At 70.1% G+C, this 23,254-nt stretch carries 20 protein-coding genes; 12 read left to right on the top strand and 8 right to left on the bottom strand.

The features are described from left to right. Window positions 1-767 (top strand): THUMP-like domain-containing protein (locus MVA01S_RS18555; protein ID WP_060941663.1); only part of this gene is annotated, 767 nt, incomplete at its 5' end. A gap of 88 nt (window positions 768-855) precedes the next feature. After that, window positions 856-1,563, top strand: coding sequence for an esterase (locus tag MVA01S_RS18560; protein ID WP_003928721.1), 708 nt, complete (start codon window positions 856-858; stop codon window positions 1,561-1,563). Here MVA01S_RS18560 and MVA01S_RS18565 read toward each other — a convergent pair. Beyond that, window positions 1,556-3,106, bottom strand: coding sequence for an alanine/glycine:cation symporter family protein (locus tag MVA01S_RS18565; protein ID WP_003928720.1), 1,551 nt, complete (start codon window positions 3,104-3,106; stop codon window positions 1,556-1,558). The two genes, MVA01S_RS18560 and MVA01S_RS18565, sit on opposite strands and share 8 nt — an antisense overlap. 174 nt (window positions 3,107-3,280) lie before the next feature. Then, a complete protein-coding gene (locus MVA01S_RS18570) occupies window positions 3,281-4,573 on the bottom strand; it encodes a BamB-related PQQ repeat family beta-propellar protein (RefSeq protein WP_003928719.1) in 1,293 nt (430 codons plus the stop codon). A 120-nt stretch (window positions 4,574-4,693) separates the two neighbouring features. Between MVA01S_RS18570 and MVA01S_RS18575 the strand changes: the two genes are divergently transcribed. Continuing rightward, window positions 4,694-5,431, top strand: a complete 738-nt coding sequence (locus MVA01S_RS18575; protein WP_003928718.1) for an acyltransferase — start codon at window positions 4,694-4,696, stop codon at window positions 5,429-5,431. A gap of 101 nt (window positions 5,432-5,532) precedes the next feature. On the opposite strand, the gene MVA01S_RS18580 is transcribed toward MVA01S_RS18575, so the two are convergent. The 3 genes from MVA01S_RS18580 to MVA01S_RS18590 form a co-directional block, all read right to left on the bottom strand. Next, window positions 5,533-6,759 carry a glycosyltransferase family 4 protein gene (locus MVA01S_RS18580; protein WP_003928717.1) on the bottom strand — a complete coding sequence of 409 codons (1,227 nt, stop codon included), beginning with the start codon at window positions 6,757-6,759 and terminating at the stop codon, window positions 5,533-5,535. Between the two features lie 2 nt (window positions 6,760-6,761). Then, a complete protein-coding gene (locus MVA01S_RS18585) occupies window positions 6,762-8,291 on the bottom strand; it encodes a 1,4-alpha-glucan branching protein domain-containing protein (RefSeq protein WP_003928716.1) in 1,530 nt (509 codons plus the stop codon). A gap of 110 nt (window positions 8,292-8,401) precedes the next feature. After that, window positions 8,402-9,199, bottom strand: a complete 798-nt coding sequence (locus tag MVA01S_RS18590; RefSeq protein WP_040540068.1) for a class I SAM-dependent methyltransferase — start codon at window positions 9,197-9,199, stop codon at window positions 8,402-8,404. A gap of 207 nt (window positions 9,200-9,406) precedes the next feature. Here MVA01S_RS18590 and MVA01S_RS18595 point away from each other — a divergent pair, with 207 nt between their 5' ends. The 6 genes from MVA01S_RS18595 to mnmA all read left to right on the top strand — a co-directional run bounded on the left by MVA01S_RS18595 (window position 9,407) and on the right by mnmA (window position 15,389). Continuing rightward, on the top strand, window positions 9,407-10,198 hold the full coding sequence (locus MVA01S_RS18595) for an electron transfer flavoprotein subunit beta/FixA family protein (RefSeq protein ID WP_003928714.1): 792 nt from the start codon (window positions 9,407-9,409) through the stop codon (window positions 10,196-10,198). A 41-nt stretch (window positions 10,199-10,239) separates the two neighbouring features. Beyond that, a complete protein-coding gene (locus MVA01S_RS18600) occupies window positions 10,240-11,196 on the top strand; it encodes an electron transfer flavoprotein subunit alpha/FixB family protein (RefSeq protein WP_003928713.1) in 957 nt (318 codons plus the stop codon). Window positions 11,197-11,345: 149 nt separating this feature from the next. After that, window positions 11,346-12,209, top strand: coding sequence for a GNAT family N-acetyltransferase (locus MVA01S_RS18605; protein ID WP_003928712.1), 864 nt, complete (start codon window positions 11,346-11,348; stop codon window positions 12,207-12,209). Next, on the top strand, window positions 12,206-13,060 hold the full coding sequence (locus tag MVA01S_RS18610) for a lysophospholipid acyltransferase family protein (protein ID WP_003928711.1): 855 nt from the start codon (window positions 12,206-12,208) through the stop codon (window positions 13,058-13,060). Before MVA01S_RS18605 ends, MVA01S_RS18610 begins: the two co-directional genes overlap by 4 nt. 46 nt (window positions 13,061-13,106) lie before the next feature. Further along, complete coding sequence (locus tag MVA01S_RS18615; protein WP_081528959.1) at window positions 13,107-14,312, top strand: cysteine desulfurase family protein; 1,206 nt, start codon at window positions 13,107-13,109, stop codon at window positions 14,310-14,312. Between the two features lie 3 nt (window positions 14,313-14,315). Then, window positions 14,316-15,389: a tRNA 2-thiouridine(34) synthase MnmA gene (mnmA, locus tag MVA01S_RS18620; RefSeq protein WP_003928709.1), complete on the top strand. Its 1,074-nt coding sequence runs from the start codon at window positions 14,316-14,318 to the stop codon at window positions 15,387-15,389. An 8-nt stretch (window positions 15,390-15,397) separates the two neighbouring features. Here the strand turns inward: mnmA and MVA01S_RS18625 are convergent, their stop codons facing one another. Continuing rightward, the gene (locus MVA01S_RS18625) at window positions 15,398-16,036 is read right to left on the bottom strand and encodes a sensor domain-containing protein (RefSeq protein WP_003928708.1); all 639 of its coding nucleotides are present in this window, start codon (window positions 16,034-16,036) and stop codon (window positions 15,398-15,400) included. A gap of 35 nt (window positions 16,037-16,071) precedes the next feature. Between MVA01S_RS18625 and MVA01S_RS18630 the strand changes: the two genes are divergently transcribed. After that, window positions 16,072-17,082, top strand: coding sequence for a uroporphyrinogen decarboxylase/cobalamine-independent methonine synthase family protein (locus MVA01S_RS18630; protein ID WP_003928707.1), 1,011 nt, complete (start codon window positions 16,072-16,074; stop codon window positions 17,080-17,082). A gap of 106 nt (window positions 17,083-17,188) precedes the next feature. Next, entirely contained in the window at window positions 17,189-18,946 is a 1,758-nt protein-coding gene (locus MVA01S_RS18635) for a sensor domain-containing diguanylate cyclase (RefSeq protein WP_003928706.1), read from the top strand. 6 nt (window positions 18,947-18,952) lie between these two features. Here MVA01S_RS18635 and MVA01S_RS18640 read toward each other — a convergent pair whose 3' ends face one another. Together MVA01S_RS18640 and MVA01S_RS18645 are read right to left on the bottom strand one after the other, a co-directional pair. Further along, a complete protein-coding gene (locus tag MVA01S_RS18640) occupies window positions 18,953-20,572 on the bottom strand; it encodes a 4-coumarate--CoA ligase family protein (protein ID WP_003928705.1) in 1,620 nt (539 codons plus the stop codon). Between the two features lie 38 nt (window positions 20,573-20,610). Continuing rightward, on the bottom strand, window positions 20,611-21,012 hold the full coding sequence (locus MVA01S_RS18645) for an MmcQ/YjbR family DNA-binding protein (protein WP_003928704.1): 402 nt from the start codon (window positions 21,010-21,012) through the stop codon (window positions 20,611-20,613). Window positions 21,013-21,065: 53 nt separating this feature from the next. Here MVA01S_RS18645 and ligA point away from each other — a divergent pair, with 53 nt between their 5' ends. Next, entirely contained in the window at window positions 21,066-23,213 is a 2,148-nt protein-coding gene (ligA, locus tag MVA01S_RS18650; protein ID WP_040540064.1) for an NAD-dependent DNA ligase LigA, read from the top strand. Window positions 23,214-23,254 lie beyond the last annotated feature (41 nt).

Below are 23,254 nucleotides of genomic sequence, written 5' to 3' on the forward strand. Positions count from 1 at the left end.
CCCGCCACAACCTCGGCCCGACGGTGCCGCTGTGCCGCGCCGACGCGCTCGCGCCGGTCACCACCGGCGCGGTGGTCGTCGTCGACCCGGCGCGCCGCAGCGGGTCCCGGCGCCGGTTCGACCCGCGCGCCTACCTGCCACCGCTGGACGAGTTGCTCGACGTGCTGCGCGACCGCGACCACGTCGTGAAGTGCGCTCCCGGAATCGATTTCGCGGTGCTCGCCGACCTCGGCTTCGACGGCGAGGTCGAGGTGACCTCGCTGGGCGGAAGCGTCCGCGAGGCGTGCCTGTGGTCGCGCGGACTCACCGACGGGGTGCGCCGCCGCGCGACCGTCCTCGACACCGGTGAGCAGCTCACCGACCGCGACCCCGGCGAGTGCGCGGTCGCTCCCGCGGGCCGGTGGATCGTCGACCCCGACGGTGCGGTGGTGCGTGCCGGTCTGGTGCGCCACTACGCCGCACGGCACGGGCTGTGGCAGCTCGATCCCGACATCGCGTACCTGTCCGGCGACCGCTTGCCCGACGGCCGGCGTGGCTTCGAGGTCCTGGAGCAGGTGGCATTCAACGAAAAACAGCTTCGGCAGGCGCTTTCGCGCCACGACGCCGGGGCCCTCGAGATCCTGGTCCGCGGTGTCGACGTCGATCCCGATGCGCTGCGCGGCCGGCTGCGGTTGCGCGGGGCCGCGCAGGTGACGGTCGTCATAACCCGGCTGGGTTCCGGGGTGGCAAGCCGGGCAACGGCATTCATATGTCGTCCGTCACGCTGATCGCTCACGTACCCTGTCCGTACCTGTTCGACCTGTATCGACCATTGCGCCGTACCCGCGAGGCGCCGACCACGAGGACGTCCCAACGATGCGCATCTTCGCTGCTGCTGTGACGGCTGTCGGTGTCTCGGTGGGCCTGCTGGCCGCACCCGGGGCCGCAGCCCAGTCGGCCTGTGCGGCTCTGGGCGGCACGGTCGATGCCGACCAGATCTGCCACGTCCACGCCGAGAAACCCGCCTACCGGCTGGATTACGCGTTTCCCGCCGACTATCCCGACCAGCAGGCGCTGACCGACTACCTGACCCAGACCCGTGACGGGTTCGTCAACGTTTCGGAGATGCCGGGCTCCTGGAACCTGCCCTACGTCCTCGACGCCAAGGGCACCGGCTACCGGACCGGTCCCGACGACGGGGGCACCCGCAGCGTGGTGTTCGAGGTCTACGAGAACGTCGGCGGCGCACACCCCCAGACCTGGTTCAAGTCGTTCAACTGGGATGTGGCCGAGAAGGCGCCGCTCACCTTCGAGACGCTGTTCAAGCCGGACACCCGGCCGCTGGACGTCATCTTCCCGATCGTGCAGTCCGAGATCTCCCGGCAGCTCGGTGTCGACGCCCCGATCTCGGCGGCCGACGGCCTCGATCCGGCCAAGTACCAGGAGTTCGCGCTGACCGACGACTCGCTGATCTTCTACTTCGGTCAGGGCGAGATCATGCCCGGCGCCGGCGGGGCGCTGCAGGCCACCGTGCCGCTGTCGGCGGTCGCGGGCATGCTCGCCGAGGGACTGACGGTCAGGTAGCGGTCGTCGGCTGCTTGTCCTCGTCGGTGGCGCGCTTGTAGGTCTCCCAGAACGTGGCGTTCTTGATGTCGAGGGCGAACGGGTCGAACACCGGGTCCAGTCCCTGCTTCTTCTGCCTCTCGTAATCCCACAGCGCCTTGTACGCCGGCTGCTGCAGGATCAGGATGCCGATGATGTTCAGCCACGCCATCAGGCCGACGCCGATGTCACCGAGCACCCAGGCGTCGGATGCCGTCGACACCGCTCCCATGGTCACCGACACCAGGATCAGCGCCTGCAGCAGCATGGTGGCGCTCCCGCCGACGGTGCCTCGGATGAATGGGATGTCGATGGTGGCGGCCCGGCCCAGCAGGAAGCGCAGGTTGGTCTCGGCCATGTAGTAGTAGGCGATGATCGTGGTGCCGCAGAAGAACGCCAGCGAGATGGCGATGAAGCTGGATCCGGCCCCGCTCCACAAGGTGTCGAAGCCTGCCTGCGCGAACGCCGGGCCGACCTCGGCGCCGGTGGCCAGAATGCTGCCGCCTTCGTGGATGACCGCACCGTCGGCGCTCTCTCCCTCGAAGACCCGGTAGGCGCCCGTGGACAGGATCAGGAAGCCGGTCGCCGAACAGACGAACAGGGTGTCGACGTACACCGCGAATGCCTGCACGAGGCCCTGCTTGGCGGGGTGGGACACCTCGGCCGCGGCCGCGGCGTGCGGTCCGGTGCCCTGGCCCGCCTCGTTCGAGTAGATGCCGCGTTTGACGCCCCACATCACGGCCGCGCCGATGATCGCGCCGAACGCCGCGTCGACGCCGAGGGCGCTGGAGAAGATCAGCGACAGGATCGCGGGGATCTCGGCGGCGTTCATCAACACGACGACCAGGGCCAGCGCGATGTAGGCCACGGCCATGAACGGCACCACGATCGAGGCGAAGGTCGCGATCCGCTTCACGCCGCCGATGATGACGAAGGCGAGCACGATCACGATGCCGACGGCCACCCACCACTTCGAGAAGCCCCACGCGGAGTTCATCGCCGAGGCCATCGAGTTGGACTGCACGCCGGGCAGCAGCAGGCCCATCGCCAGCAGGGTGACCGCGGCGAAGATGTAGCCGTACACCTTCATTGCCCCGGCCGCCGCGGTGTGGGACAACGCGGTGCTCAAGTAGTAGGCCGGGCCGCCGCGGTACTCACCGGTGAGTTTGTCGCGGCCCTTGTAGATCTGGCCGAGCGTGCATTCGACGAACGACGTCGACGCGCCGAGAAACGCGACCATCCACATCCAGAAGAGGGCGCCGGGCCCGCCGAACGCGATGGCGGTGGCCACGCCGGCGATGTTGCCGGTGCCGACCCGGCCGGCCAGCGACATCGTCAACGCCTGGAAGCTGGAGACACCGGAGGGCGACTTCTCGCCCCGCAGCATCAGTCGCACCATCTCCGGAACCTGGCGCACCTGCACGAAACGGGACCTGACGGAGAAGTAGACCCCCGCCGCCAGGCAGAGATACACCAGGCTTTCGTGCCACACCAGGTCATTGACGGCACCAAGAAACTCCGACACTCGTTTCCCCTCGTTCAGTTTGTCGGTATGTCCGGTTCATCTGCGGGTCAAATGCTCGCACGGACTGGCCGAGTCCGCATTTTGGCAGTCCCTGCCGCGATGGCCGTGCGGTCGTTCGATCACGAGAAGCCAGGTGTCGCTTCCGATCTCGTGGTCGGCGGGAAAGCAGCAGGGTCAAGCGGGAACGAATCCGTAGACCTGTCCGGCGCTGGTCGCGGCCACCACCCGCCGGTCGTGGCCGATGGACACCCCGACCGGCCAGCCGGCCGCGTTCGGCAACGGGTGGGTGCTCAGCGTGGCCCCGTCGCCGAGGCTGAAGACCTGCAACGCCAACCTGTCCGGGTCCTCACCCTCGCCGTCGCGCGCGACGGTGTAGCCGACCCCGGCCAGGCTGGCGGTGGTCAACGACTCGACGTCCTCGCGCGTCCACAGCACCTCGCCCTCCTCGGCGGTGTCGCGGACCGCCGTCAGCCGGGCTCCGGGCCCGCCGCCGGCCACGACCAGCCCGCCGGGCGTCACCGACGGAGGAGTCTGGGCCAGGTAGTTCAGCGGCACCGACCACTTCGCGCTGCCGTCGTCGACGTTGATCGCCCAGAGGCTCTCGTCGCGGCCGTTGACGTAGACCGTCGACCCGTCCGCCGAGACCACGGGGCTGGCCAGCGGGCCGCCGCCGACGGCGTCGCTGGTCCATTCGCGAGTGAGCTGGGGGGTCTGCCCGGGTTGATACCGCAGCCCGACCAACACCGGTTGCTCCGTGTCGGGCTCCCACAGGGGCACCACGATCATGCCGGTGGCCTCGGAGTACGCGGGCGCAGCAGCCACCGGGCAGCGCGGACCCGCCGCCCGGCAGTCGTCGAGACCGCGTTCGGAATCGGTCGGGTCGACACCTGCGACCAGGTCGAGCGCGCTGCCGGTCACGGTGCCGCGATGGGCGTCGAACACCAGCACCTGCCCCAGGTGGGTGAGCACCAGCAGCCGCCCGGGATTGAGGATCCGCGCGGTCATCGGCATCCCGATCACCGGCTTGCGCCAGCGGATCCACTGGGTGGACGGGAAGGACAGGATCGTGCCCGGCTGGCCGATGTAGAGATTGTCGAACCCGTCGAACAACGGGCTGGCCATCCCACCGCCCTGCACCAGTCGGGTGCACCAGCGCTGCCTGCCCCGGTTGTCGGTCTCCCACACCATCAGCGAACAGCCCGCCTCGGTCTGACCGTTGACCGCCAGATAGTTGCCGGACCCGAGGGCCACCTGCGCGCCGAGTTCGCCCTTGACCGACCGCGTCCACTCCAGGCGCAGCGCGTCGGCCCCCGTGACCGGGGACGAGCTGCTGTTGGCGGCGTCGGCGTACTGGGCCGACCAGCCGGTCGCCGCGTGGGCTTGGACCCAGGAATCGGTGTTGCCGCAGCCGGTCAGCGCACCTGCGACCAACGCCGTCGAGGCCAATGCGAAGATTCGCCGGAGCACGGGATCCCTTCTGGTCGCGGTGTACGTCGAGCCCAGGTGAGGGTAACCGTTGGCACTTCGGGAGGGGAGGAGCGGAGCGACCCCGGGAATGTCTCGGGCGGGCGCGTAGGCTGTCCGGCCATGACAACGATGTGGGGAGCGCCGCTGCACAAACGCTGGCGAGGATCGCGTCTGCGGGACCCTCGCCAGGCCGACTTCCTCACCCTCGCCTCGCTGAAATGGGTGCTGGCCAACCGTGCCTACACCCCCTGGTACCTGGTGCGGTATTGGCGGTTGCTGAAATTCAAGCTGGCCAACCCGCACGTGATCACCCGCGGCATGGTCTTCCTCGGCAAGAACGTGGAGATCCAGGCGACCCCTGAGCTGGCCCAGATGGAGATCGGCCGCTGGGTGCACATCGGCGACAAGAACACGATCCGCTGCCACGAAGGTTCGCTGCGTATCGGCGACAAGGTGGTGCTGGGCCGGGACAACGTCATCAACACCTACCTGGACATCGAGCTCGGCGACTCCGTGCTGATGGCCGACTGGTGCTACGTCTGCGATTTCGACCACAAGATGGACAGCATCGAGCTGCCGATCAAGGATCAGGGCATCGTCAAGAGCCCGGTGCGGATCGGGCCGGACACCTGGGTCGCCGCCAAGGTCACCGTGCTGCGCGGCACCACCATCGGCCGCGGCTGCGTGCTGGGCGCCCACGCTGTGGTCAAGGGGGAGATCCCGGACTACTCGATCGTGGTGGGCGCCCCGGGCAAGGTCGTCAAGAACCGCAAACTCTCGTGGGAGACGTCGGCGGCCGAGCGCGCCCAACTGGCCGCGGCGCTGGCCGACATCGAACGCAAGAAAGCGTCCCGCTAGCTCGCCTCGCCTCGCCTCGCCTCGCCGAAACCGCATTCCACGCGGCCGTTTCCGGCGTTCGGCCGCATGGAATGCACGTTCGGCGGAGGGGGAGGCGCGGGTCACCGGTCGGGCAGCGGCCGTTCCACGATCGGCCGTCGCGGCTGGGGCCTGCGCTCGGCGCGTTTGGCGGCCAGGTACACCTGCGCGGTGTCTGCGGCCACCGTGTGCCACGCGAAATCCGATGTCAGACGCTCGCGCGCGGCCACCGCGCGGTTCTGCGCGCCGGCCGGGTCGTCGAGCAGCGCGCGCACCGCGGCCGCCAGCGCCGGCACGTCGCCGGCCGGATAAGACAGCCCCGTCACGCCGTCGATGACCGCCTCGCCGAGCCCGCCGGCGGTCGAGGTCACCAGCGGGGTGCCGGTGGCGGCGGCTTCGAGCGCCACGATCCCGAACGGTTCGTAATGGGAGGGCAGGACCGCCGCGTCGGCCCGGTGCAACAACTGCAGCAGCTCTGAATGATCAACGCGGCCGATGAAATTCGTCGCCTTGAGCACCTTGTGCTTGCGTGCCTGCGCGGTCAGGAAGTTCAGTTGGGTGCCGTCGCCGGCGATCGTCAGCGTGGTCCCGGGGTGGCTGCGGCGGATGCGCGGCAGCGCGGCGATGGCGTCGTGCACGCCCTTCTCGTACTCCAGGCGGCCGAAGTACAGCAGCTCGGGCGGCCCGATGCGCGGGCGCCGCGCCGCGAACGGCCAACCGTCGGTGTCGATCCCGTTCGGGATCACCGCGATCTCGGCGATCTCGGGCCCGAACAGCGTGGTGATCTCCTCGCGCATCGATGCCGAACACGTGATCAGCGAGTCCGAATCCCGCACCAGCCACGACTCCAGCGCGTGCACCTGGCGGCTGACGGTGCCCGAGACCCAGCCGGAGTGCCGGCCGGCCTCGGTGGCGTGGATGGTGGAAACCAGTGGGACGTCGAAGAACTGGGCGAGCGCGACGGCGGGCTGGGCGACCAGCCAGTCGTGCGCGTGCACGATGTCGGGTCGCCAGTCGGCCAGCACCAGGCCGGCGCGGACCATCGCGTGCCCCATGGCCAGGGTCCAGGCCATCATGTCGGTGCCGAAGGTGAACTCGTGCGGATCCTCGGCGGCCGCGATCACCCGCACGCCTTCGCGGACCTCGTCGGTGGTCGGATGCGTCTGCGGGTCGGTGCCGGTCGGGCGGCGGCTGAGCACGACGACCTCGTGACCGGCCAGGACGAGTTCGGTGGCCAGATGGTGCACATGCCTGCCCAACCCGCCGATCACCACCGGCGGGTACTCCCACGACACCAGCAGGATCTTCATCTTCATCCGGCGGGCAACCTCCGTGCGTCCAGTGCCCCGAACAGTCCGTCGGCGCGGTTCCAGCTCTCGGCCAGTTTCTGCGCCTGCTCGCGGCGACCGGAGGCCACCGCCGCCGAGATCTCACGCGTCGCGTGCGCGTGCAGATGAGCCCGGTAGCGTGCGTACTCGGCGGCCGAATCCTTGCTGACCATGAACGGCCAGTCGCTGGAGACCGTCAGCAGTGTCTCGCGCAGGATCTGGTCGGCGACGAAATCCCTCGGCGCAGCGGCGTTCACCGACGCCGGGTGGGCCAGCGCCTTGTCGACGGCGCTCAGCGCGGTGTCGACGACCTCGTTGTTGAGCTGGACCAGGTCGGCCACCTTCTCACCCGACCACACCTGCCAGTCCTTGCCCGAACCCCAGGAGCTGGGCGGTAATTCGACCGGCGCGCCGACGTAGCCCTGGCCGACCGCGTCCGAGAGGGTGCCGACCCGCACCCCGGCGGCGGGCAGGGCCCGTAGCACCCGCTCCAGCCAGACCGGACCCTCGTACCACCAGTGGCCGAACAGTTCGGTGTCGAACGCGGCGACGACGTGCGCGGGCCGGCCGATGCGCTCGCTTTCGTCGCGCAGGCGCCGGCGCACCGTCGCGACGAAATCGGCGACGTGGAGGTCCACCGCGGCGTCCGCGCGCTCCGGGTCGTAGGGCGCCTTGTCCTCCGACGGCACGTTGCGTCCGGTGACCCGCGCCGGCTTGAGACCGGTGGCGTGGTCGTAGGTGTGGAAGTCCCGGTAGGCGGCATGGCCGGGATAGCCCGACTTCGGCGACCAGACGCGGTAGCTGACCTGGAGGTCGCGGCCGAACGCGACCACGTCCGAATCTCCGACCGGCCTGCCCAGCGCGGTGTCGCCGCGCAGCGACGGGCCGTCCACCATGAAGTGGCTGACCCCGGCTGCGGCGTAGCCCGCCTCCATGCCGGGTGCGTAGGCGCATTCGGGCGCCCAGATGCCTTTCGGCGCATGGCCGAACCGGTGCGCGGCGTCGGCCAGGCCCTCGCGCAGCGCGAACTCGCGCAGGCGCGGGTTCAGCAGCGGCTGGAACGGGTGGGCCAGTGGCCCGCCGAGCAGTTCGACGATCTCGCCGTCGAGAAGCTCGCGCAGCACCGGCGCGGCGCCGTGACGCCACAGCGTGTCGAACTCGTCGAGCTCCCGTTGCGCTTCGATGTACTCGCGGGAACCGAAGCGGCGCAACGCATCCGGTTGCGATGCCGGGCAGGGGCCGGTCGCGGTGCGGGTGGTCGCGGCTTCCAGTGCACGCAGCTGCCAGTTGGCCAGCCAGTGCTGCAGCCCCTGCAGGCAGTACGGGTCGTCGAGCTGGGCGGCCACCACCGGGGTGATGCCGAGGGTGAGCAGATGGCTGCGGTTCTCGGCGGCCAGCGTGCGCAGCACCCGCACAAGTGGCAGGTAGCACGCCGACCACGACTGGTAGAGCCATTCCTCGCCGACCGGCCAACGGCCGTGGTGGGCCAGCCACGGCAGGTGGGTGTGCAGCACCAGGGTGAACAGCCCGGGGACAGGCTCAGGCGAGTCCCCCTCCGGTGCTCTGTTCGCTCCGCTCTCCGGTGCTCTGTTCGCTCCGCTCTCCGGTGCTCTGTTCGCTCCGCTCACGGACGCACCGCGATCGCCACCAGATCCAGGCTGTCGTCGATGTGCCGGCCGGGCACGTCGGCCGAACCCGGCACCAGGTCGAAGTCGTCGATGGTGACCGACTCGATGTCGGCCAGCAGGTCGGCGGACCACGGCGCGTCGGCCAGGGCCCGCTCGATCTGGGCGTCGATGACCGATCCGCCGTGCCGGGCGTCGATCTCGGCCAGGCGCGCGCCGTGGTAGACGCCCAGCATCGACTCCATCGCGAACCCGGCCGTCTCCAGCAGTTCGGTCAGCTCGGCAGCGTTGAGCTCGCGGGTGTGGAACGGGTTGACCGGTGTGTCGCGGCCGGGGGAGAAGGTGATGCGGTTGGGCGTCGACATCAGCAGCACCCCGCCGGGGCGAAGCACCCGGGCGCACTCCGCGGCGAACTGGCCCTGATCCCACAGGTGCTCGATCACCTGGAAGTTGACCACCACATCGACGGCACCGTCCGCGAGCGGAAGCTCGGCCAGGTTGCCGTGCCGCATGTCGACGCGGGGATACCGTGCCCGCACGTGCGCCACCGCGGACTCGTCGTAGTCCAGCCCGACCACGGACCGGGCGACGTCGGCGATCAGATCGGCGCCGTAGCCCTCGCCGCAACCCGCCTCCAGTACATCGCGGTCACGGCATCGCTCGACCAGCTTGCGGTACACCACCTCGTGGCGACGGAACCAGTAGTTCTCCTCGGCCACGCCGGGGACGGTCCGCTCACCGGTCAACGCCATGGGTGCGGGATCGCCGGCGGGACCGTCGGTAACAGATGCGCTCATTGCAAGGCAGGCTAACCCCTAACCGGCCGATGGCGAACTCTTCGTGAGCGCCATCCGGTCGCCGTGCCGACAGATCGCAAACTTCGACCGGCTATGGTGTTCGTGCGACGCACTCCAAGTTACCGGCTGGTAACATCGTGGTGCCTGCGTGAAACGTGGTATGGCGGGTCGACCACCGGCCCCTTTCGAGGAGGACGAACCAGAGTCATGACGAACATCGTGGTCCTGATCAAACAGGTCCCTGACACATGGTCTGAGCGGAAACTGTCCGAAAGCGACTACACCCTGGACCGGGAAGCCGCCGACGCCGTGCTCGACGAGATCAACGAGCGTGCCGTCGAGGAAGCGCTGCTGATCAAGGAGCGTGAGGGCGGCGACAGCACCGTGACCGTGCTGACCGCCGGTCCCGAGCGCGCCACCGAGGCGATCCGCAAGGCGCTGTCGATGGGTGCCGACAAGGCCGTCCACCTGGTGGACGAGGGCCTGCACGGCTCCGACATGGTGCAGACGGGGTGGGCGCTGGCCCGCGCGCTGGGCGCCATCGAGGGCACCGAGCTGGTCATCGCCGGCAACGAGGCCACCGACGGAACCGGTGGCGCCGTGCCGGCGATCATCGCCGAGTACCTCGGTCTGCCGCAGCTGACGCACGTGCGCAAGCTGACCGTCGAGAACGGCAAGGTCACCGCCGAGCGTGAGACCGACGACGGTGTCTTCACCCTGGAGGCCTCGCTGCCCGCCGTGGTGAGCGTCAACGAGAAGATCAACGAGCCCCGCTTCCCGTCCTTCAAGGGCATCATGGCCGCGAAGAAGAAGGAAGTCACCAAGCTGACCCTCGCCGAGATCGGCGTGGAGAGCGACGAGGTCGGCGTGGCCAACGCCGGGTCGAAGGTGCTGTCCTCGACCCCGAAGCCCCCCAAGACCGCGGGCGAGAAGGTCACCGACGAGGGCGACGGCGGCACGAAGATCGCCGAGTACCTGGTTTCCCAGAAGATCATCTAGAACTTCCCATCGACCGACAGACATAGAGGCAAACAGAACCCATGGCTGAAGTACTTGTGCTCACCGAGCACGCTGAAGGTGCGCTGAAGAAGGTCACCAGCGAACTGATCACCGCCGCCCGCGCGCTGGGCGAGCCGTCCGCCGTCGTGGTCGGCAAGCCCGGCACCGCCGAAGGCCTCATCGAGGGCCTGAAGTCGGCCGGCGCGGCGAAGATCTACGTCGCCGAGTCCGACGACGCCGAGAAGTACCTGATCACCCCGTACGTGGACGTGCTGGCCTCGCTGGCCGAGTCCGCGTCGCCTGCCGCCGTGCTGCTGGCGTCGAGCGCGGACGGCAAGGAGATCGCAGGTCGGCTGGCCGCCCGGATCGGCGCGGGCATCCTGAGCGATGTCGTCGAGGTCCGTGAGGGTGGCAAGGGCATCCACTCGATCTTCGGTGGTGCGTTCACCGTCGAGGCCGAGGCCGTCGGCGACACCCCGGTGATCACCGTGCGTCCCGGCGCGATCGAGGCCGAGCCCGCCGCGGGCGCCGGCGAGGTCGTCAACGTCGAGGTGCCCGCCCCGGCCGAGAACGCCACCAAGATCATCTCGCGCGAGCCGGCCGTGGCCGGTGACCGTCCGGAACTGACCGAGGCGACCGTCGTCGTCGCGGGCGGACGCGGTGTCGGCAGCGCCGAGAACTTCAACATCGTCGAAGAGCTCGCCGATTCGCTGGGCGGCGCCGTGGGCGCTTCCCGCGCCGCGGTCGACTCCGGCTACTACCCGGGCCAGTTCCAGGTGGGCCAGACGGGCAAGACCGTGTCGCCGCAGCTCTACATCGCACTCGGTATCTCCGGGGCGATCCAGCACCGCGCCGGCATGCAGACGTCGAAGACGATCGTCGCGGTCAACAAGGACGAGGAAGCGCCGATCTTCGAGATCGCCGATCTCGGCATCGTCGGTGACCTGTTCAAGGTGACGCCGCAGCTGACCGAAGCGGTCAAGGCTCGCAAGGGCTGATCCCGGCTCACGTTCGTCAGAAAGGCCCCCATTCCCGGCACGGGATGGGGGCCTTTCGCCTGTCCGGCCACCCCAACCGTCACCCAGCGCTCACGAACACGTCACGCAGCGCTTGCCGGCCCGCCGGACGGCTCGGCGACCGTGCAGCTATGAGCACTGCCTCTGTACTCATCGCCAGCGACAGACCGGGCCTGCGCGCGGTCACCGACGATCCGACCACGCATCCGCGGTACTCGATGCTGCTGAGCACCGACACCGACGACATCGAGGCCGCCCAGCGGTTGCGCCTTGACGTGTTCACCACCGAGCCGGGTTTCACCCTCGACGTCGACGCCGGTCCGGACGGCCGGGACGCCGACCGGTTCGACGGGTTCTGCGACCACCTGCTCGTGCGCGACGACCGCACCGGCGAGCTCGTCGGGTGCTACCGGATGCTGCCACCTCCGGCCGCGATCGCCGCCGGAGGGCTCTATACCGCAACCGAATTCGACATCAGCGCGCTGGACCCGCTGCGGCCGTCGCTGGTCGAGATGGGCCGCGCCGTGGTCCGTCGCGAGCACCGCAACGGGGCGGTGGTGCTGCTGATGTGGGCCGGCATCCTGGCCTATCTCGACCGCAGCGGCTACGACTACGTCACCGGATGCGTGTCGGTGCCGGTGACCGACCCCGCCGGGGTGTCGGCGCCGGGCAGCGCGCTGCGCGGGGTCCGTGACTTCGTCACCCGGCGGCACGCCGCACCCGCCGACTACACCGTGCGCCCCTACCGGCCGGTGACCGTCGCCGGCCGCAGCCTCGACGACATCGCACCGCCGGCCCGGGTCACGGTTCCCGCGCTGCTGCGCGGCTACCTGCGTCTCGGCGCGCAGGTGTGCGGCGAGCCCGCGCACGACCCGCAGTTCGGCGTCGGCGACTTCCCGGCGCTGCTGGACAAACGGCGCGCCGACACCCGCTACCTGCACCGGCTGCGCTCGGTCGGTGCGGCCACCGCGCTCACCGGCGGGACCAGGCCGTGAGCCGGGCCGGTAATGCGTGGCTGCCCGCGGCCACCTGCGGGGCGGATTGCCTCGGTGCCGGCGCCCTGTCGCCGGGCGGGCGTCTGGCGGTCGGTGCCCGGATCGCACTGCGCGCCAGCCTGACGGTGCTGCTGCTGCCGACGTTGCCGCTGCTGGCGGTCCCGCTGCCCGGACGGACACGCGTGCAGCGCAGCTACTGTCGCGTCGTGCTGCGGTGCCTGGGCCTCCGAATCGCGGTGTCCGGCGGCCCGGTTCGCAACGTGCCGGGCGTCCTGGTGGTCAGCGGCCACGTGTCCTGGGTGGACATCTTCGCGATCGGTGCGGTGATGCCGGGGGCGTTCGTCGCCAAGGCCGAGATGGTCGGCTGGCGGGGGCTGGGCACCCTGGCGCGGATGCTCAAGGTCATCCCGATCGAACGCGACAACCTGCGCAGGCTGCCCGAGGTGGTGGCCGCGGTGGCCGACCGGCTTCGCGCCGGACGCACGGTGGTCGCCTTCCCGGAGGGCACCACGTGGTGCGGACTCGGCTACGGGCCCTTCCGCCCGGCGATGTTCCAGGCGGCGATCGACGCCGGCCGTCCGGTGCAGCCGCTGCGGCTGAGCTACCACCACCGCGACGGCAGCCGATCCACCACAGCGGCCTACATCGGCGACGACTCGCTGCTGACCTCGATCCGCCGGTTGGTCACCGCCCGGCGCACCGTCGTACACGTGCACGTGGATTCCCTGCAGTTGCCCGGTGCCGACCGGCGTGAGCTGGCAGCCCGCTGTGAGGCCGCGGTCCGGGGCGTCACGCGCGCGGCCGGCCCAGCCGGGACGCGCCGCGACGAGGGTCACGCGCTGGTGGCCTGAGCGCGATACCGGGCAGGGGCCGCACGACGGCTATCCTTGAACGGTTATGTCTTCGTCGGTGCCCTCTTCCCAGCCGGTGTACCTCGACCACGCCGCGACCACCCCGATGCGCCCCGTCGCCGTCGAGGCCATGACCGCTGCGATGGCCACCGTCGGCAACGCCGCCTCGCTGCACGGGTCCGGCCGGCTGGCCCGGCGCAGGCTGGAAGAGTCCCGCGAGACCATGGCCCACCTGCTGGGCGCCCGCCCGTCCGAGGTGATCTTCACCGCCGGCGGCACCGAGAGCGACAACCTGGCGATCAAGGGTATCTACTGGGCCCGGCGCGGCGCGTCGCCGCAACGGCGCCGCATCGTCACCACCCCTGTCGAGCACCACGCGGTGCTCGACGCCGTGCAGTGGCTGGTCGACCACGAGGACGCCGAGGTGACCTGGTTGCCGGTCGACCGGTACGGCGCCGTCGACCCCGCCGAGCTGCGCACCGCCGTCGGGGACCCGGCCGACGTCGCGCTGATTTCGGTGATGTGGGCCAACAACGAAGTGGGCACGGTGCTGCCGATCCCCGAACTTGCCGCTGCAGCAAATGAATTCGAAATTCCTATGCACAGTGATGCCGTCCAGGTGGCGGGCCAGCTCCCGGTGGACTTCACGGCCAGCGGCCTGTCGGCGATGAGCGTCACCGCCCACAAGTTCGGCGGACCGACCGGCGTCGGCGCGTTGATTCTGCGGCGCGAGACCGCATGTGTGCCGCTGCTGCACGGCGGCGGACAGGAACGCGATGTGCGTTCCGGAACCCAGGATGTCGCCGGGGTGATGGGGATGGCGGCGGCCGCGCGAGACGCCGTCGAGACCATGGACTCCGCCGCCGAGCGGGTGCGCGCGCTGCGCGACCGCCTGATCGACGGGGTGCTCGAGGCCATCGACGACGTCGACGTCAACGGTGCGCCGCGCGCGCACAGGCTACCGGGCAACGCGCACTTCACGTTCCGTGGCTGCGAAGGAGATTCGTTGCTGATGCTGTTGGACGCCAAGGGAATCGAGTGCTCGACCGGTTCGGCGTGCACCGCGGGTGTGGCGCAGCCCTCGCACGTGCTCACCGCGATGGGCGCCGATCCGGCCAGCGCACGGGGATCGCTGCGACTGTCGCTGGGGCACACCAGCACCGACGCCGACGTCGACGCCGCGCTGGCGGTGCTGCCGGCCGCGGTGGAGCGCGCACGGCAGGCCGCGCTGGCCAGTGCGGGACGGCGGTAAGTCGTGCGGGTACTGGTCGCGATGAGCGGCGGTGTGGACTCCTCGGTGGCCGCCGCCAGGATGGTCGACGCCGGACACGACGTGGTCGGCGTGCATCTGGCGCTGTCCTCGGCGCCGGGCACACTGCGCACCGGATCCCGCGGCTGCTGCTCCAAAGAGGACGCCGGCGACGCGCGACGGGTGGCCGACATGCTCGAAATCCCGTTCTACGTCTGGGATTTCGCTGACCGCTTCAAAGAAGACGTGATCGACGACTTCGTCGAGTCCTATGCCCGCGGCGAGACCCCCAACCCGTGCGTGCGCTGCAACGAGCGGGTCAAGTTCTCCGCGCTGGCCGACCGCGCGCTGGCGCTGGGCTTCGACGCGCTGGCGACCGGACACTACGCGCGGCTGTCCGACGGTCGGTTGCGCCGCGCGGTCGACCAGGACAAGGACCAGTCCTACGTGCTGGCGGTGCTGACCGCCGAGCAACTGCGGCACGCGCTCTTCCCGATCGGCGACACCCCGAAGTCGGAGATCCGGCAGGAAGCCGCCCGGCGCGGCCTCGCGGTCGCCGACAAGGCCGACAGCTACGACATCTGTTTCATCCCGTCCGGTGACACCAAGGCCTTCCTCGGCGCCCGCATCGGCGTGCGCCCCGGCAGTGTCGTCGACGCCGCCGGGACCGTCCTGGCAGAGCACGACGGTGTGCACGGCTTCACCATCGGACAGCGCAAAGGTCTCGGAATCCCGGGACCGGGGCCGGACGGCAGGCCGCGTTACGTCACCGCGATCGACGCGGCGACCGGCACCGTCAGCGTCGGTGACCTGGCCGACCTCGAGGTCACCGCTCTGGTCGGCGATGCGCCGGTGTTCACCTCCGGCGTCGAGCCCTCGGGGCCGGTCGAGTGCGAGGTGCAGGTCCGCGCGCACGGCGGGGTCGTGGGCGCGGTCGCCGAATTCCGCGACGGCACGCTGTCGGTCAGTCTGCGCAAACCGCTGCGAGGGGTGGCGCCAGGGCAGACCCTGGTGTTGTACCGGCCCGACCCCGACGGCGACGAAGTGCTCGGCAGCGCGACCATCCGCGCCGCCCACTGATCGTCGGCTCAGCCCGGCACATTGGCCAGGATGTTGGTCATCACGATATCCGGCACCGACTCGGGGAACGCGCAGTAGGTGACCTCGACCAGGACCGCGGACTTCACCCGGTAGTCGCGGCCGCAGTCGCCCGATTCGGTGTGCACCGAATCGGCGGTCGTGGACACCTCGCCGACCAGCACCCGTCCCGCAGCGATGCCTGCGCATCCGTCGATCCGCCCGATGACCGACTCGAAGGCCCGCCGGGCCGTCGGGGTGTCGCGGTACCCGGCCGCGGCCTGGGAGATCAGCGCGCCGCGCGTCGGGTTCTGGTAGGTCAGCTTGTGGAACTCCTCGACCTCGGGTCCGAACACCTGGGTCTCGGCGTAGATCCATTCACAGTGCGCCGGAACGGTTTCGGTCAAAAAGTCGATGTCGACGGGAACCTTGCTGTCGGTGCCCGGGATCGCAGTCAGCTGCCGCCCGGAACCGGTCACCGCCTGCATCTGCTCGCGATCGAGCAGCACGGTGTCCACGTCGACCGGAGACAGGGAGTCCTCGTCGACACCGGGCGCGGTGCGCAGCGCCGTGCCACCGACCTGGTGGGTGCACCCGGCCGACACGATCGCCATCGCACACCACAGCAGCGCCGACGCGCGGCCCGTCATGACCTGACTGTAAACGGTCGAATATCGTCAGGCGAGTGACTGACTTCGCGACCGCGACCGGTATCGGATCCTGGCCGGGCACCTCGGCAAGGGAAGCGGCCGAGGTGGTCGTCGGTGAACTACACCGCCTGCCGCATCTGGTCGAACTTCCCGCCCGCGGCGTCGGCGCCGACCTGATCGGCCGGGCCGCGGCGTTCCTCGTCGACATCGCGCTCGACACCGTGCCGCGCGGCTACCGCATCGCCCAGGGCCGCCGCTCGGCCACCAGGCGGGCGATCAGCCTGCTCGACGAGGACCTCGATGCGCTGGAGGAGGCCTGGGAGAAGGCCGGGTTGCGCGGTGGGGACCGGGTGGTGAAGATCCAGGCGCCGGGACCGGTCACGCTGGCCGCGAATCTGGAACTCGGCGGGGGACACCGGGCGATCACCGATCGGGGTGCGGTCCGCGACCTGACCGCGTCGCTGGCCGAAGGGGTGGCCGTGCACCGGGCGGCACTGGCCCGCCGACTGGGGAGCCCGGTGGTGGTCCAGTTCGACGAGCCGTCGCTGCCGGCCGCGCTGGCCGGCCGGCTCACCGGGGTGAGCAGCCTGAACCCGGTGCATCCGGTCGACGAAGCCGTGGTCACCGCTCTGCTCGACGAGTGCGTCGAGGTGGTCGGCGGCGAAGTCGCGCTGCACTGTTGCGAAGCCGATGTGCCGTGGAAGATCTTGCAGCGCAGTGCAATCGGCGCAGTGTCGGTGGACATCGGGGTGCTCACCCCGGCCGATCTGGACGGTATCGGGGAGTTCGTCGAGTCCGACCGCACGGTGCTGCTCGGCGCCGTCCCCACCGTCGCCCCCGATGCGCGCCCGTCGGCAGAACAGGTCGCCGCCTCGGTGGCCGCGGTGACCGACCGGCTCGGGTTCAGCCGGGACGTCTTGCGCCGCCGCATCGGCGTCACGCCCGGTTGCGGGCTCGCCGGCGCCACTCAGGCCTGGGCCCGCAGCGCGATCGAGTTGGCGCAGCGGGCAGCCGACGGACTGGCCGAGGACCCCGAGGCGGTCTGAAAGCCGCGACCCCCGCCCCGATCTCGTCTACTCTCGGGAAGGCGCGCCGGTCAAGCTCGGCCAAGGGGGAGGCGCCGAAGACGCGGGGATGGTCTAGTTGTCGGAAATGCTCTCGAGCCGGCGCGGGTCCGGGAGTCATCTCCCCGGCGAGGTCCCGCGTCTCCGAGCACTGGACTCCTACGAGATCCTCGACACCGCCGCCGAGGAGGCGTTCGACCGGTTGGCCGCGCTCGCGGCGTACGTGTGCGACGCGCCGATCGCGTTCATCGGCTTCGTCGACGCCACCCGGCTGTGGGTCAAGTCCGGGCACGGCCTCGACATCACCGAGATCCCCCGCGAGCGGTCGTTCTGCACCCACGCCGTCGCCGGCACGACGCTGATGGAAATCACTGACACACATCTCGACCCGCGCTTCGCCGGGCCCCCGCTCGTGATCGGGGGACTGCAGCCACGGTTCTACGCCGGGACGCCCCTGATCACCGAGGACGGGCACGCGCTGGGCACCCTGTCCGTGATGGACCTCGAGCCCCGGGTCCTGTCCGCCGCGCAGCGTGATCATCTTCAGACCCTGGCGGATCAGGTGGTGCGCCTGCTACGGCCCCGCCGGCGCACCCCCGAGTTCGTCCGCGCGCCTGCGGCCGGCGCGGTGCTGCACGATCAGCAGCCGATGCTGGCGGCGGTGCTGCAGCACACCGATGTGCTGGTCTACGCCAAGGACGTCGACGGCAGGTTCGTGATGGCCAACCGCGCGCTCGAGCTGGTCACCCGGACCGGGGGGCCGCTGATCGGCGGCACCGATCACGACTTCTTCGACACCGAGATCGCCGACGACTACCAGCGCAACGACCTGCAGATCATGGCGAGCAGGGAGTGGCGGGTGTTCACCGAGGAGGTTGTGCACCCGGACGGATCCGCGCACATCTACCGCTCGACGAAGTTCCCGCTGTTCGACGACCGGGGCGAGGTGATCGGGATCGGAGGGGTGTCCACCGACGTGACGGAGCTGGCCACCGCCCGTGCCGCGCACGCGGCCGCCGAACAGCGGTGGCGCGCACTGGTCGAGCAGTCACCCGCCGCGGTCGTCGTCATCGACGACGGGGGCAACCTGGCCTACGTCAACGGCGAAGCCGTCACGCTGCTCGGCGGGCACAACGCCGAGCAGATCACGGCCAGGCCCGGCCTGGCGTTCGTGCCGGAACGCTTCCGCTCGATCGCCCAGTCGATGCTCGACGAGATCGTCGCCGGCGGCAACCTTGGACGTGCCCAACGCGGGGCGCTGCTGCGGATGGACGGCACCGAGATCATCGTCGAGTTCAACTGCACGGCGATCGATCAGGCCGGCGAGCTCAGCGTGCAGCTCGAGGTCCGCGACGTGTCCGCCGTCGCGGCCGCGCACGCGGCGCTGAAACACTCCGCCTCCACCGACCCGCTGACCGGCGCGCTGAACCGGCGCGCCTGGGACGTCCGGGTCGCGGGGTTGCTCGCCGGTGCCGACGCCGCCCCGGTGACGGTGGCGGTGATCGATCTGGACAACTTCAAGGCGTTCAACGACACCCGCGGCCACACCGTCGGCGATGCGCTGCTGCAGCATTTCGCCGCCGCCGCGACCGCGGTGGTCCGCAGCGACGACATCTTCGCGCGCTGGGGCGGCGAAGAATTCATCGTGGCGCTGCCCGCCACCACACCGGAGCAGGCCGAGTCGATCCTGAACCGGTTGCGCCGCTGCGTGCCCTTCGGGCAGACCTGCTCGATCGGCTACACCGCCCACCGGCCGGGGGACACGTTGGGCGACACGGTCGCCCGCGCCGACCGGGCGCTCTATGAGGCCAAGCGCCGGGGCCGTGACCAGCTGTGGCGGCGGTAGCCCGGTCTAGCCGCCGGTACGCAGATCCTTGCGAAGGATCTTGCCCGAGGCCGATTTCGGCACGGCGTCGATGAACGCGACCATTCTGACCTTCTTGTACGGCGCGACGTGTTCGGCGACGAACTCGATGACCTCGGCCTCGGTGAGATCCGCACCGGCCTGCTTGACCACGAACGCTTTCGGCACTTCCTCGCCGTCGGCGTCGAGCGCCCCGACCACCGCCGCGTCGGCGATGTCGGGGTGGGACAGCAGCACCGCCTCCAGCTCGGCCGGCGGCACCTGGTAGCCCTTGTACTTGATCAGTTCCTTGAGCCGGTCGACGATGTACACCAGGCCCCGCGCGTCGACCTGGGCGAGATCGCCGGTGTGCAGCCAGCCGTCGTCGTCGACGGTCGACCTGGTGGCCTCGTCGTTGTTCAGATAGCCGGCCATCACGTTCGGGCCCTTGAACCAGAGCTCGCCGGTCCTGCTCAAACCCTCTGCAGGAACGGCGATCTCCTCGCCGGTTTCGGGGTCGACGAGCTTGGAGGCCGCGTTGGACACCGTCCACCCGACCGAGCTCAGCGGCGCTTCCTCGTGCATGTCGGCCAGGCCGCCGTCGAACGGGGTGATGTGGCTGACCGGGCTGAGCTCGCTCATGCCGTAACCCTGAACGACCTTGCAGTCCAACCGTTTCGCGACTGCGTGGCCGAGGTCGGCGTCCAGTGGCGCCGCCCCGGACATCACCACGTTCAGCGAGGACAGATCGTGGTCGTCGACGAGCGGGTGCTTGGCCAGTGCCACCGCCACCGGCGGCGCGATGAACGCGATGGTGCACCGGTGTTCGGCGATGTTGCCCAGGAACTCGCCGAGGTCGAAGCTGGGCATGATCACCAGGGTGGCGCGTGCGTGCAGGGCCGCGTTGAGCAGCACGGTCATCCCGTAGATGTGGAAGAACGGCAGCACGGCCAGCACCACGTCGTGGGACTGCATGCCGTGCAGCGGACGGATCTGCGCGACGTTGGCGACCAGGTTGCGGTGGGTCAGCATCACCCCCTTGGGATTGCCTGTCGTCCCAGAGCTGTACGGCAGCACCGCCAGATGTGACGACGGCGCGAAATTCACTTGGGGCGCAGGGCCTCCCGATGCCAGCAGGTCGGCCGCGTTCGGATGGCCGTCCGCGTCGCGGCCCGCGCCGTCGAGTATCACGAGGTCCTCGTCGGCGAGCCCGACCGCGGCGGCGGCCTCCTTCGCCTGGGCCGCCAGCGGCGTCACCGTGATCAGCGTGGTCGCCTTGGAGTCGGTGAGCTGCTTGGCGATGTCCTTGGCGGTGAACAGCGCGTTGATCGTCGTCGCCGTCGCGCCGGCCCGCAGGATGCCGTGGAAGGCGACGGCGAACGCCGAGCTGTTGGGGGCGAGCAGGCCGACGACGTCGCCGACGCCGATGCCGCGCGCCGCCAGCGCGCCGGCGAACGAGTCGACCCGGTCGAGCATTTCGCGGTAGCTGGTCTTGCGGCCGGTCTTCGCATCGATCAGCGCGACCCGGTCCAAGTCGGGGTCCGCCGGCCCGGAGAACCCGGAGAACAGATAGTCGTAGACGCTGGCCGTGGGGATGTCGACTTCGGGGAAGGGGCTTGAAAAGGTCATGGTGTCTCCGATCGAATCATGCCGGGGTGGCGTCCGGGTCAGGCTTCGTCGAGCTGTCTGATCAATTTCTTGGCCGCGGTCATCCGGAAGGACGCGTCGAGCAGTTCGGTGACCTCGGCCCAGTCCACCGGCGCGGCGTCGAGGTCGAGCCCGAGCCAGCCGAAGGGGCCCAGGTAGGCGGGGAAGAAGAACCTGGCGTCCTGTTCGAGGGCGCGCCGGTCGCTCTCGTCGACCTTCACCAGCACCGAGTGCGGGTACTGCAGGTACCGGCCCTTGGTGGGGGTCTTGACGCTTCCGCCGTACATGGCGAACATCTTCGGCACGCAGAACACCGGCCTGCCCCAGGAGATCTTCTCGAAGGCCCCGGGAAATCCGAGGGCGATGTCCCTGAGCTCGCGCAGACCGGGGTCGTCGTCGCCGAACATCAGCGGGTGCGGCATGGGTGCAGCCTACGCAGCGGATCGGTGTCGGCGGTCTTCGATAGCCTGCCAGGGTGAGTCCCGAGGTGAGCCCGGATCCCGAGGCAGTGCTGGCCGAGCAGTCCGACGACGCGCCCGAAGCCGCTCTGCGCCGCCAGTGGCAGGAGCTCGCCGACCAGGTCCGCGAGCATCAGTTCCGCTACTACGTCCGGGATGCCCCGATCGTCAGCGACGCGGAGTTCGACGAGATGCTGCGCCGGCTGCAGACGCTGGAGGACGACCACCCCGAGTTGCGCACCCCGGACTCGCCGACCCAGCTCGTCGGCGGCGCCGGCTTCGCCACCGACTTCACCGCCGCCGAGCATCTCGAGCGCATGCTCAGCCTGGACAACGTGTTCACGCCGGACGAACTGGCCGCATGGGCCGCCAGGATCAAGAGCGAGATCGGTACGGACGCGCAGTACCTGTGCGAGTTGAAGATCGACGGGGTGGCGCTGGCCCTGGTCTACCGGGACGGTCGGCTGGTGCGTGCGGCCACCCGCGGCGACGGGCGTACCGGCGAGGACGTCACCCTCAATGCCCGCACCATCGACGACATTCCCGAAAAGCTCACCGGCACAGGCGAATTCCCGGTCCCCAAGGTCCTCGAAGTGCGCGGCGAGGTGTTCTTCCGGGTGGCCGACTTCGAGGACCTCAACGCAGGCCTGGTCGCCGAGGGCAAACCGCCGTTCGCCAACCCGCGCAACAGTGCGGCCGGCTCGCTGCGGCAGAAGAACCCGGCGGTGACCGCCCGGCGCCGGCTGCGGATGATCTGCCACGGGCTGGGCCACATCGAGAGCTCCGGGGGATACCCGTTCAAGACCCTGCACGACGCCTACCGCGCGCTGCAGGCGTGGGGCCTGCCGGTGTCCACCCACACCGCCCAGGTCAAGGGCCTCGACGCGGTCACCGAGCGCATCGCGTACTGGGGCGAGCACCGGCACGACGTCGAGCACGAGATCGACGGCCTGGTGGTCAAGGTCGACGACGTGGCGCTGCAGCGGCGGCTCGGGGCCACCTCGCGTGCGCCGCGGTGGGCGGTGGCCTACAAGTACCCGCCCGAGGAAGCGCAGACCAAGCTGCTCGACATCCGGGTCAACGTCGGCCGCACCGGCCGGGTGACGCCGTTCGCGTACATGGAGCCGGTCAAGATCGCCGGGTCCACCGTCGGGCTGGCGACGCTGCACAACGGGTCGGAGGTCAAACGCAAAGGTGTGCTGATCGGCGACACCGTGGTGATCCGCAAGGCCGGCGACGTCATCCCGGAGGTGCTCGGTCCGGTCGTCGACCTGCGCGACGGCACCGAACGCGAGTTCCAGATGCCCACCCATTGCCCGGAGTGCGGGACCGCGCTGGCCCCGGCCAAGGAGGGCGACGCCGACATCCGCTGCCCCAACTCGCGGACCTGCCCGGCGCAGTTGCGGGAGCGCGTTTTTCACGTCGCCGGCCGCGGCGCGTTCGACATCGAGGGCCTCGGCTACGAAGCCGCGACCGCGCTGCTGCAGGCGGGGTCGATCACCGACGAGGGCGACCTGTTCGACCTGACCGCCGAGGACCTGCTGCGCACCGAGTTGTTCACCACCAAGGCCGGTGAGCTCTCGGCCAACGGCAAGCGGCTGCTGGCCAATCTCGGCAAGGCCAAGTCCCAGCCGCTGTGGCGGGTGCTCGTCGCGCTGTCGATCAGGCACGTCGGGCCCACCGCAGCCCGCGCCCTGGCCACCGAGTTCGGCAGCCTGGACGCGATCGTCGCCGCCTCCGAGGAGCAGTTGGCCGCGACCGAGGGGGTCGGGCCGACGATCGCGGCGGCGGTCACCGAATGGTTCACCGTCGACTGGCACCGCGCGATCGTCGACAAATGGCGCGCGGCCGGGGTGCGGATGGCCGACGAGCGCGACGCCAGCATCGAGCGCACGCTGGAGGGGCTGTCGATCGTGGTGACGGGCTCGCTGGCGAACTACAGCCGGGACGAGGCCAAGGAGGCGATCATCGCCCGCGGCGGCAAGGCGGTCGGCTCGGTGTCGAAGAAGACCGCCTACGTGGTGGCCGGTGACGCGCCCGGGTCCAAGTACGACAAGGCCCTCGAACTGGGGGTGCCGGTGCTCGACGAGGACGGCTTCCGTCGGCTGCTGGAGAGCGGGCCCCCGTCGGATGACGATCAAGCGGTGAGGGACGAGCCGCGTTGAGGAGTCCGACAGTGGGGATGCGTCGGATGACGATCAAGCGG

The sequence above is a fragment of the Mycolicibacterium vaccae NBRC 14118 = CIP 105934 genome, assembly GCF_001552715.1.
Lineage (GTDB): Bacteria > Actinomycetota > Actinomycetes > Mycobacteriales > Mycobacteriaceae > Mycobacterium > Mycobacterium vaccae.

What these genes read in the sequence shown, in the direction of transcription:
- MVA01S_RS18560 (WP_003928721.1), top strand. Translation starts at nt 856, where the DNA reads ATGCGCATCTTCGCTGCTGCTGTGACGGCTGTCGGTGTCTCGGTGGGC.
- MVA01S_RS18575 (WP_003928718.1), top strand. Translation starts at nt 4,694, where the DNA reads ATGACAACGATGTGGGGAGCGCCGCTGCACAAACGCTGGCGAGGATCG.
- MVA01S_RS18580 (WP_003928717.1), bottom strand. Translation starts at nt 6,759, where the DNA reads ATGAAGATCCTGCTGGTGTCGTGGGAGTACCCGCCGGTGGTGATCGGC.
- MVA01S_RS18590 (WP_040540068.1), bottom strand. Translation starts at nt 9,199, where the DNA reads ATGAGCGCATCTGTTACCGACGGTCCCGCCGGCGATCCCGCACCCATG.
- MVA01S_RS18595 (WP_003928714.1), top strand. Translation starts at nt 9,407, where the DNA reads ATGACGAACATCGTGGTCCTGATCAAACAGGTCCCTGACACATGGTCT.
- MVA01S_RS18600 (WP_003928713.1), top strand. Translation starts at nt 10,240, where the DNA reads ATGGCTGAAGTACTTGTGCTCACCGAGCACGCTGAAGGTGCGCTGAAG.
- MVA01S_RS18605 (WP_003928712.1), top strand. Translation starts at nt 11,346, where the DNA reads ATGAGCACTGCCTCTGTACTCATCGCCAGCGACAGACCGGGCCTGCGC.
- MVA01S_RS18615 (WP_081528959.1), top strand. Translation starts at nt 13,107, where the DNA reads ATGTCTTCGTCGGTGCCCTCTTCCCAGCCGGTGTACCTCGACCACGCC.
- MVA01S_RS18625 (WP_003928708.1), bottom strand. Translation starts at nt 16,036, where the DNA reads ATGACGGGCCGCGCGTCGGCGCTGCTGTGGTGTGCGATGGCGATCGTG.
- MVA01S_RS18635 (WP_003928706.1), top strand. Translation starts at nt 17,189, where the DNA reads ATGCTCTCGAGCCGGCGCGGGTCCGGGAGTCATCTCCCCGGCGAGGTC.
- MVA01S_RS18640 (WP_003928705.1), bottom strand. Translation starts at nt 20,572, where the DNA reads ATGACCTTTTCAAGCCCCTTCCCCGAAGTCGACATCCCCACGGCCAGC.
- MVA01S_RS18645 (WP_003928704.1), bottom strand. Translation starts at nt 21,012, where the DNA reads ATGCCGCACCCGCTGATGTTCGGCGACGACGACCCCGGTCTGCGCGAG.